Origin of the sequence: Oceanobacillus jeddahensis, from assembly GCF_000750635.1 — a bacterium.
GTDB lineage: Bacteria > Bacillota > Bacilli > Bacillales > Amphibacillaceae > Oceanobacillus > Oceanobacillus jeddahense.
The window spans coordinates 381609-390888 of sequence record NZ_CCDM010000004.1 but is presented as its reverse complement, the minus strand read 5'-3'; the positions used below and the strand labels follow the sequence as shown (position 1 = coordinate 390888).

General features: G+C 46.1%; 5 protein-coding genes, 14 tRNA genes and 3 rRNA genes. All 22 read left to right on the top strand.

Going from position 1 to position 9280, the window contains the following annotated elements:
• Window positions 1-119 precede the first annotated feature (119 nt).
• The 22 genes from BN986_RS18670 to BN986_RS18570 all read left to right on the top strand — a co-directional run bounded on the left by BN986_RS18670 (window position 120) and on the right by BN986_RS18570 (window position 9105).
• Window positions 120-1681: ribosomal RNA gene (locus tag BN986_RS18670) — 16S ribosomal RNA — on the top strand.
• 190 nt (window positions 1682-1871) lie between these two features.
• Window positions 1872-4794: ribosomal RNA gene (locus tag BN986_RS18665) — 23S ribosomal RNA — on the top strand.
• A gap of 128 nt (window positions 4795-4922) precedes the next feature.
• Window positions 4923-5038 (top strand): 5S ribosomal RNA (gene rrf, locus BN986_RS18660).
• Together the 16S, 23S and 5S rRNA genes with 14 tRNA genes alongside form the textbook arrangement of a ribosomal RNA operon.
• A 68-nt stretch (window positions 5039-5106) precedes the next feature.
• Window positions 5107-5181 (top strand) — tRNA-Asn (locus tag BN986_RS18655).
• 3 nt (window positions 5182-5184) lie between these two features.
• Window positions 5185-5276 (top strand) — tRNA-Ser (locus BN986_RS18650).
• A 15-nt stretch (window positions 5277-5291) separates the two neighbouring features.
• Window positions 5292-5366: transfer RNA gene (locus BN986_RS18645), tRNA-Glu, on the top strand.
• An 11-nt stretch (window positions 5367-5377) separates the two neighbouring features.
• Window positions 5378-5453, top strand: a tRNA-Val gene (locus BN986_RS18640).
• A 22-nt stretch (window positions 5454-5475) separates the two neighbouring features.
• A tRNA-Met gene (locus BN986_RS18635) sits at window positions 5476-5552 on the top strand.
• Window positions 5553-5556: 4 nt separating this feature from the next.
• Window positions 5557-5633, top strand: a tRNA-Asp gene (locus BN986_RS18630).
• Between the two features lie 23 nt (window positions 5634-5656).
• Window positions 5657-5732, top strand: a tRNA-Phe gene (locus tag BN986_RS18625).
• An 18-nt stretch (window positions 5733-5750) separates the two neighbouring features.
• A tRNA-Tyr gene (locus tag BN986_RS18620) sits at window positions 5751-5836 on the top strand.
• A 15-nt stretch (window positions 5837-5851) separates the two neighbouring features.
• Window positions 5852-5925, top strand: a tRNA-Trp gene (locus BN986_RS18615).
• Window positions 5926-5930: 5 nt separating this feature from the next.
• Window positions 5931-6003 (top strand) — tRNA-His (locus BN986_RS18610).
• Between the two features lie 37 nt (window positions 6004-6040).
• Window positions 6041-6115 (top strand) — tRNA-Gln (locus tag BN986_RS18605).
• A gap of 4 nt (window positions 6116-6119) precedes the next feature.
• Window positions 6120-6191: transfer RNA gene (locus tag BN986_RS18600), tRNA-Gly, on the top strand.
• An 11-nt stretch (window positions 6192-6202) separates the two neighbouring features.
• Window positions 6203-6276 (top strand) — tRNA-Cys (locus BN986_RS18595).
• 6 nt (window positions 6277-6282) lie between these two features.
• A tRNA-Leu gene (locus tag BN986_RS18590) sits at window positions 6283-6364 on the top strand.
• Window positions 6365-6470: 106 nt separating this feature from the next.
• Complete coding sequence (locus tag BN986_RS18585; RefSeq protein WP_052400916.1) at window positions 6471-6890, top strand: IS30 family transposase; 420 nt, start codon at window positions 6471-6473, stop codon at window positions 6888-6890.
• A gap of 368 nt (window positions 6891-7258) precedes the next feature.
• Window positions 7259-7402, top strand: a complete 144-nt coding sequence (locus tag BN986_RS27145; protein ID WP_211198903.1) for a hypothetical protein — start codon at window positions 7259-7261, stop codon at window positions 7400-7402.
• A gap of 122 nt (window positions 7403-7524) precedes the next feature.
• The gene (locus BN986_RS18580; protein ID WP_040982900.1) at window positions 7525-7749 is read left to right on the top strand and encodes a hypothetical protein; all 225 of its coding nucleotides are present in this window, start codon (window positions 7525-7527) and stop codon (window positions 7747-7749) included.
• 278 nt (window positions 7750-8027) lie between these two features.
• Window positions 8028-8255 (top strand): hypothetical protein, encoded by a 228-nt coding sequence (locus tag BN986_RS18575; RefSeq protein WP_040982898.1) that lies wholly within the window; start codon window positions 8028-8030, stop codon window positions 8253-8255.
• Between the two features lie 199 nt (window positions 8256-8454).
• Window positions 8455-9105 carry an SDR family oxidoreductase gene (locus BN986_RS18570; RefSeq protein ID WP_040982896.1) on the top strand — a complete coding sequence of 217 codons (651 nt, stop codon included), beginning with the start codon at window positions 8455-8457 and terminating at the stop codon, window positions 9103-9105.
• The last annotated feature ends 175 nt before the right edge of the window (window positions 9106-9280 follow it).

Below are 9280 nucleotides of genomic sequence, written 5' to 3'. Positions count from 1 at the left end.
AACAAATTGCTCTTTGAAAACTGAACAAAACAACCAGTACGAAAGAAGAAAAACAACCTCGTTTTTCTTAAACATTTAAGTCAGAAGTAGACTTCTGAAAGCTAAAGTATTCAAACACTTTTATGGAGAGTTTGATCTTGGCTCAGGACGAACGCTGGCGGCGTGCCTAATACATGCAAGTCGAGCGCGGGAAGCGAACAGAACTCTTCGGAGGGACGTTCGTGGAACGAGCGGCGGACGGGTGAGTAACACGTAGGCAACCTGCCTGTAAGACTGGGATAACTCGCGGAAACGCGAGCTAATACCGGATAATACTTAACATCACCTGATGATAAGTTAAAAGGCGGCTTTTGCTGTCACTTACAGATGGGCCTGCGGCGCATTAGCTAGTTGGTGGGGTAAGGGCTCACCAAGGCGACGATGCGTAGCCGACCTGAGAGGGTGATCGGCCACACTGGGACTGAGACACGGCCCAGACTCCTACGGGAGGCAGCAGTAGGGAATCTTCCGCAATGGACGAAAGTCTGACGGAGCAACGCCGCGTGAGTGATGAAGGTTTTCGGATCGTAAAACTCTGTTGTCGGGGAAGAACAAGTACGATAGTAACTGATCGTACCTTGACGGTACCCGACCAGAAAGCCACGGCTAACTACGTGCCAGCAGCCGCGGTAATACGTAGGTGGCAAGCGTTGTCCGGAATTATTGGGCGTAAAGCGCTCGCAGGCGGTTCTTTAAGTCTGATGTGAAATCTTGCAGCTCAACTGCAAACGTGCATTGGAAACTGGAGGACTTGAGTGCAGAAGAGGAGAGTGGAATTCCACGTGTAGCGGTGAAATGCGTAGAGATGTGGAGGAACACCAGTGGCGAAGGCGACTCTCTGGTCTGTAACTGACGCTGAGGAGCGAAAGCGTGGGGAGCGAACAGGATTAGATACCCTGGTAGTCCACGCCGTAAACGATGAGTGCTAGGTGTTAGGGGGTTTCCGCCCCTTAGTGCTGAAGTTAACGCATTAAGCACTCCGCCTGGGGAGTACGGCCGCAAGGCTGAAACTCAAAAGAATTGACGGGGACCCGCACAAGCGGTGGAGCATGTGGTTTAATTCGAAGCAACGCGAAGAACCTTACCAGGTCTTGACATCCTTTGACCGCTCTAGAGATAGAGTTTTCCCTTCGGGGACAAAGTGACAGGTGGTGCATGGTTGTCGTCAGCTCGTGTCGTGAGATGTTGGGTTAAGTCCCGCAACGAGCGCAACCCTTAATCTTAGTTGCCAGCATTTAGTTGGGCACTCTAAGGTGACTGCCGGTGACAAACCGGAGGAAGGTGGGGATGACGTCAAATCATCATGCCCCTTATGACCTGGGCTACACACGTGCTACAATGGACGGAACAAAGGGAAGCGAATCCGCGAGGTGAAGCAAATCCCATAAAACCGTTCTCAGTTCGGATTGTAGGCTGCAACTCGCCTACATGAAGCCGGAATCGCTAGTAATCGCGGATCAGCATGCCGCGGTGAATACGTTCCCGGGTCTTGTACACACCGCCCGTCACACCACGAGAGTTCGTAACACCCGAAGTCGGTGAGGTAACCTTTTGGAGCCAGCCGCCGAAGGTGGGACGAATGATTGGGGTGAAGTCGTAACAAGGTAGCCGTATCGGAAGGTGCGGCTGGATCACCTCCTTTCTAAGGATAATTAACGGAATTTGTACTGGTTTGTTTGGTTCAGTTTTGAGAGAGTAATTCTCTCTATTTGTACCTTGAAAACTAAATAAGAGTAACAACGACATCAAACTTTAGAAATAAGGCAAAGAAGCTATAATATAGCGACACAAATGATTACATGTTGTAATCAACGAGCTTATTCAAAAACTTTAGTTAAGTGAATAAGGGCGCACGGTGGATGCCTTGGCACTAGGAGCCGATGAAGGACGGGACTAACACCGATATGCCTCGGGGAGTTGTAAGTAAACATTATTATCCGAGGATTTCCGAATGGGGGAACCCACTGTTCGTAATGGAACAGGACATCTATCTGAATACATAGGGTAGATGAGGCATACCCGGGGAACTGAAACATCTCAGTACCTGGAGGAAGAGAAAGAAACATCGATTTCCCAAGTAGCGGCGAGCGAAACGGAAAGAGCCCAAACCAAGAAGCTTGCTTCTTGGGGTTGTAGGACATTCCATTGGAGTTACAAAAAAATGCTTTAGATGAATCGACTTGGAAAGGTCAGCCATAGAAGGTAACAGCCCTGTAATCGAAAAAGCGTTTTCTCCGGAGTGTATCCTGAGTACGGCGGAACACGTGAAATTCCGTCGGAATCCGGGAGGACCATCTCCCAAGGCTAAATACTCCCTAGTGACCGATAGTGAACCAGTACCGTGAGGGAAAGGTGAAAAGCACCCCGGGAGGGGAGTGAAATAGAACCTGAAACCGTGTGCCTACAAGTAGTCGAAGCCCGTTAATGGGTGACGGCGTACCTTTTGTAGAATGGACCGGCGAGTTACGATTGTATGCAAGGTTAAGTGGAAGACACGGAGCCGTAGCGAAAGCGAGTCTGAATAGGGCGAAGGAGTATGCGGTCGTAGACCCGAAACTGTGTGATCTACCCATGTCCAGGGTGAAGGTCAGGTAACACTGACTGGAGGCCCGAACCCACGTATGTTGAAAAATGCGGGGATGAGGTGTGGGTAGCGGTGAAATTCCAATCGAACACAGAGATAGCTGGTTCTCTCCGAAATAGCTTTAGGGCTAGCCTCAAGATCATGAGTACTGGAGGTAGAGCACTGATTGGACTAGGGGCCCCTACCGGGTTACCGAATTCAGTCAAACTCCGAATGCCAGTTACTTTAACTTGGGAGTCAGACTATGGGTGATAAGGTTCATAGTCGAAAGGGAAACAGCCCAGACCGCCAGCTAAGGTCCCAAAGTATACGTTAAGTGGAAAAGGATGTGGCGTTGCACAGACAACCAGGATGTTGGCTTAGAAGCAGCCATCATTGAAAGAGTGCGTAATAGCTCACTGGTCGAGTGACGCTGCGCCGAAAATGTACCGGGGCTAAACGTATCACCGAAGCTGCGGATTGTTCTTACGAACAATGGTAGGAGAGCGTTCAAAGTGCTGTGAAGTCAGACCGTGAGGACTGGTGGAGCGCTTTGAAGTGAGAATGCCGGTATGAGTAGCGAAAAAAGAGTGAGAATCTCTTTCACCGAATGCCTAAGGTTTCCTGAGGAAGGCTCGTCCTCTCAGGGTTAGTCGGGACCTAAGCCGAGGCCGATAGGCGTAGGCGATGGACAACAGGTTGATATTCCTGTACCACCTCATGATTGTTTGAGCAATGGGGGGACGCAGGAGGATAAGGAGTGCGCACCGATGGATGTGCGTCCAAGCATGCGAGGAAGTCAGATAGGCAAATCCGTCTGACATGTTTCTGAGCTGTGACGGGGAGGGAAATAGAGTACCGAAGTTCCTGATTTCACACTGCCAAGAAAAGCCTCTAGTTAGATCATAGGTGCCCGTACCGCAAACCGACACAGGTAGGCGAGGAGAGAATCCTAAGGTGAGCGGGAGAACTCTCGTTAAGGAACTCGGCAAAATGACCCCGTAACTTCGGGAGAAGGGGTGCTCACTTGTGAGTGAGCCGCAGTGAATAGGCCCAAGCGACTGTTTAGCAAAAACACAGGTCTCTGCGAAGCCGAAAGGCGAAGTATAGGGGCTGACACCTGCCCGGTGCTGGAAGGTTAAGGGGAAGAGTTAGCTCTTCGGAGCGAAGCTTTGAACCGAAGCCCCAGTAAACGGCGGCCGTAACTATAACGGTCCTAAGGTAGCGAAATTCCTTGTCGGGTAAGTTCCGACCCGCACGAAAGGTGCAACGACTTGGGCACTGTCTCAACGAGAGACCCGGTGAAATTATACTATGCGTGAAGATGCGCATTACCCGCGACAGGACGGAAAGACCCCGTGGAGCTTTACTGTAGCCTGATATGGAATGTTTGTGCAGTTTGTACAGGATAGGTGGGAGCCTTTGAAACGTGAGCGCCAGCTTACGTGGAGGCATCCGTGGGATACCACCCTAACTGTATGACCATTCTAACCCAGGACCGTTATCCGGTTCGGAGACAGTGTCAGGCGGGCAGTTTGACTGGGGCGGTCGCCTCCTAAAAGGTAACGGAGGCGCCCAAAGGTTCCCTCAGAATGGTTGGAAATCATTCGCAGAGTGTAAAGGCAGAAGGGAGCTTGACTGCGAGACCTACAAGTCGAGCAGGGACGAAAGTCGGGCTTAGTGATCCGGTGGTTCCGCATGGAAGGGCCATCGCTCAACGGATAAAAGCTACCCCGGGGATAACAGGCTTATCTCCCCCAAGAGTTCACATCGACGGGGAGGTTTGGCACCTCGATGTCGGCTCATCGCATCCTGGGGCTGTAGTCGGTCCCAAGGGTTGGGCTGTTCGCCCATTAAAGCGGTACGCGAGCTGGGTTCAGAACGTCGTGAGACAGTTCGGTCCCTATCCGTCGTGGGCGTTGGAAGTTTGAGAGGAGCTGTCCTTAGTACGAGAGGACCGGGATGGACACACCGCTGGTGTACCAGTTGTTCCGCCAGGAGCATAGCTGGGTAGCTACGTGTGGTAAGGATAAGTGCTGAAAGCATCTAAGCATGAAGCCCCCCTCAAGATGAAACTTCCCATCACTTAAAGTGAGTAAAATCCCTCAGAGACGATGAGGTTGATAGGTCCGAGGTGGAAGCGTGGCGACACGTGCAGCTGACGGATACTAATCGATTGAGGACTTATCTAAGTTTTTTCATGTCACGTTACTCTTATTTAGTTTTTGAGGTATAAAATCATACATATTTTTAAAATTAGTACTTGATTTTTTCTCAAAAACGATTATAATATTGATTGTTACTGATTTTTACAACCTTGTCTGGTAACGATAGCGAAGAGGTCACACCTGTTCCCATGCCGAACACAGAAGTTAAGTTCTTCAGCGCCGATGGTAGTTGGGGGCTTCCCCCTGCGAGAGTAGGACGTCGCCAGGCGAGAGTTATTCTCTTATTAAGTCCTTAAGGACAAGCGAATTACTTCTTTCTTTAATATTATGGATTATTCCACAGTAGCTCAGTGGTAGAGCAATCGGCTGTTAACCGATCGGTCGTAGGTTCGAATCCTACCTGTGGAGCCATATGGAGAGCTGTCCGAGAGGCCGAAGGAGCACGATTGGAAATCGTGTAAGCCGCTATCGCGGCTTCGAGGGTTCGAATCCCTCGCTCTCCGCCATTTAAACTTTTACACGGCCCGTTGGTCAAGCGGTTAAGACACCGCCCTTTCACGGCGGTAACACGGGTTCGAATCCCGTACGGGTCACCAAATTGTACTTCGGAGGATTAGCTCAGCTGGGAGAGCACCTGCCTTACAAGCAGGGGGTCGCAGGTTCGAGCCCTGCATCCTCCACCATGTAAGTTTCATAAAATTATATCGCGGGGTGGAGCAGTCTGGCAGCTCGTTGGGCTCATAACCCAAAGGTCGTAGGTTCAAATCCTACCCCCGCAACCAAAATGGTCCGGTAGTTCAGTTGGTTAGAATGCCTGCCTGTCACGCAGGAGGTCGCGGGTTCGAGTCCCGTCCGGACCGCCATTTAAACTTTTAAAATAGTTCATGGCTTGGTAGCTCAGTCGGTAGAGCAGAGGACTGAAAATCCTTGTGTCGGCGGTTCGATTCCGTCCCGAGCCACCACTTTTTAAAAGTAATAGTGGAGGGATAGCGAAGTTGGCCAAACGCGGCGGACTGTAAATCCGCTCCCATCGGGTTCGTAGGTTCGAGTCCTACTCCCTCCACCATTTATAAAATATTATAGGGGTATAGTTTAATGGTAAAACGAAGGTCTCCAAAACCTTTGATGTGGGTTCGATTCCTACTACCCCTGCCAATATGGCGGCCGTGGCGAAGTGGTTAACGCACCGGATTGTGGCTCCGGCACGCGTGGGTTCGATCCCCACCGGTCGCCCCTTTTATATTTAATACATACATTAATAATGAATCTTTGGGCCATAGCCAAGCGGTAAGGCATCGGGTTTTGATCCCGTGTACCCTAGGTTCGAATCCTAGTGGCCCAGCCATTTTGCGGAAGTAGTTCAGTGGTAGAACACCACCTTGCCAAGGTGGGGGTCGCGGGTTCGAATCCCGTCTTCCGCTCTAGAAGAGATGGCGGTATAGCCAAGTGGTAAGGCAGAGGTCTGCAAAACCTTTATCACCGGTTCAAATCCGGTTACCGCCTCCAAAACATGCCGGTGTGGCGGAATTGGCAGACGCGCACGACTCAAAATCGTGTTCCGTAAGGAGTGTCGGTTCGACCCCGACCACCGGTATCAGTGAGTTAATTTAGGATGATTTAAGAAATTTTCGATATGCTTATAAGCGTTGATATAACAACGTTTGTAAGCATTTTTTATTTTGCGGAGTTATCATGGGAAAATGTGTGTCCGAACCAAAGATAGAAAAAGCAGCCGCATTGATGCCGGATTACTTAAGTTTAGAAATATAGACTTAGAGCTAAAGCTTCGTCGTTCCACCAAAAAGAAAACGAATCGAAAACATAAAAAGCTGCTCGGAAAAAGCATCGATGAGCGTCCGAAATCCGTTGATACAAGAGAAGAGATAGGCCATTGGGAGATTGATACAGTTGTTGGTCAACGGTCCAAAGAGGAGGCGTTGCTCACGTTGACAGAACGGGCAACACGTCATGAAATCATTAGGAAAATAAAAGGAAAACAAGCATCGGAAGTAACAAAGGCTTTAGATAGCTTATTCGAGGGCGCTCCAGAGCTTCGAAATACATTCAAAAGCAAAAGTACAGTAGACAATGGATCCAAATTCAGTGAGCTGGCTGAATGAGGAAAAGAAAACGATATAGATACGTATTTTGCCCATTCATACTCCTCTTGAGGAAGAGGAACAAACGAGCGACATAATGGGCTCATCAGAAGATTTATCAAAAAAGAAAGCACGATGAACATCTATTCGAATACGTACATTACACAAGTCGAGAATTGGCTGAATGCCATTCCAGCCCTATATAGTGGTTTCAGATAAAGTGTTGCATTTACTATTGCAATTTAGGCTTATATGATTTATTGTGTCTGAATGATTAAAATTCATTATTATTTTACAGAAAATTTTAAAAAATAGAAAAATAATATCGGTATAATTATGAAATGATAATATCAACAAAATATCCATAATTTTTGAAAAATTACTGGGAGGTGCAACAAAAGATGAAAAAGTTTGCTTTATATGTCGGGTTATTTGTAGTATTATCTTCTATAAGCCTTATTAATTCCAGCGAAACTAGTGCATTCAGTATTGATAATCAATCTTCAAGTGAATGGCAAGATGTAGAGGAGTAGATGTCAGAACTAGGTGTTAATGATGAAACAAGTGAATATTTTAGTGAAGGTCTTGAAGAAGGGGAAGAAATAGTTGATTTTATACTGAAATAATTCCCGCTAGAGAAGAAGAAGCGATTGGAGTGGAGATATCTTTTACTGATAATATTTCGGATTTACATGATGATCAATATGAAAACGAAATTACACCATTTGCTCGCTCCAAAAGATGGTTTGCCACTAGTAAAACATATCAAGGGCTTACTTATGGCAGTTGGCAGTATGCAGGAGCATCTACTACGAGTGGAGACACAGTTTATCTGCGTCTCATTCAAAGAGTGTTAGCACTAGCTATACCGGTCAACTAAAAGCCAGTAAATCTGCTGTTGACGCTTTAGTAGGTTTTAATATAAGTACAACATATAATAAAACTGTAGGCTACACAAGCTATTCTTATAAAAGTGGAAATTATCGTTTAGAGTATAGGCATGTTTATAAAAAATATAAAGTAAGGCAAGACCAAAGATATGATTCAAAAGGTAAATCATATGCTACAAAATATGTTTACCCTAAACAGTGGGTTGAACGTCAATATCGTGTTGTTAAATTCTGATAGTTTTATAAGTGAAAAGGAGAAATTAAAATTATGGATAAGTCTTTAATTGGAAGTTTATTATTATTAATATCTGCAATTTTTTATGCAACTAGATATATAAGCGGTTCCATATTAATGATTAACTCAGGAGAGTGGAGTCAAGAAGAGTATTCACTTTATCTCACTTACATTCCAAGTGGATTAATGATCTTTACTGTAATCTCATTAATACTTGGAATAGTATTGATAGTATGGGAATATATTAAACCTCAGAAATAAACTTTCTGTTCTTGTAAAAAAGAAAGATTGACAATTTTATTTAGAACAATAGATGCCTTTACCATGTCTAACTAATAAATTAACGAATAACATGGCTAGGCATACCCTCAGAGCATTCTAACACAATCCTATTATTTAACAACTCTACCCAAAACCTTTACAATAAAAAGAGAGAAGTCAAAAGGAAAGGGTGAGTGTTTTGAATATCTTAGTAGTTGGAGCAAACGGACAAATAGGAAAGCATCTGGTCAAATTGATTCAAGAAAATGGTGATCAGGCACGTGCACTTATTCGCAAGCAGGAACAAGCGGATTATTTTAAAGGTATAGGTGCTGAAACTGCCGTAGTTGATTTGGAGGATGAAGTCGACGCAATTGCTGAAGCGGCAAAAGGAGTTGATGCGGTTGTGTTTACAGCTGGCTCTGGTCCTAAAACAGGAAAAGATAAAACCCTGATGATTGACTTGGACGCCGCTGTGAAAACCATTCAAGCAACAGAAAAAGCGAATGTCAAACGCTTTATCATGATCAGCTCTTTTGATACCAGCCGCGAAGCTATTCAATCTGCTCCCGAATCGTTTGCGCCTTATGTCGTAGCGAAACACTATGCAGATGAGTGGCTATTAAATACCAATTTAGACTATACCATTATTCATCCGGGATTATTAACGAATGAACCTGGTACGAATCAGGTCAATCTTGGAGCTAATGTGGAACGGGGAGAAGTATCCCGGGAAGATATTGCGAAAGTGATTTATACCAGCTTGAAAAATGATACAACCATCGGCAAAAGATTTCGGGCAGTAGGTGGAGAGACATCTGTTGAAGAAGCGATACAGTCGGTGAAATAATAAGAGGTTCGAGTGAACTGACTCACGCCTCGTTTTTTCTAACCTGTTAAAGATCTATGTGACAAGATGTGCATAGGTCTTTTTTTCTTGGGGACAAATTTGGTACAAGAATCACCTTTCTCATGTCGCTTGTGTCTTTTGTTAACTTGCTTTTCTTCTATACCGTATGCAAAGG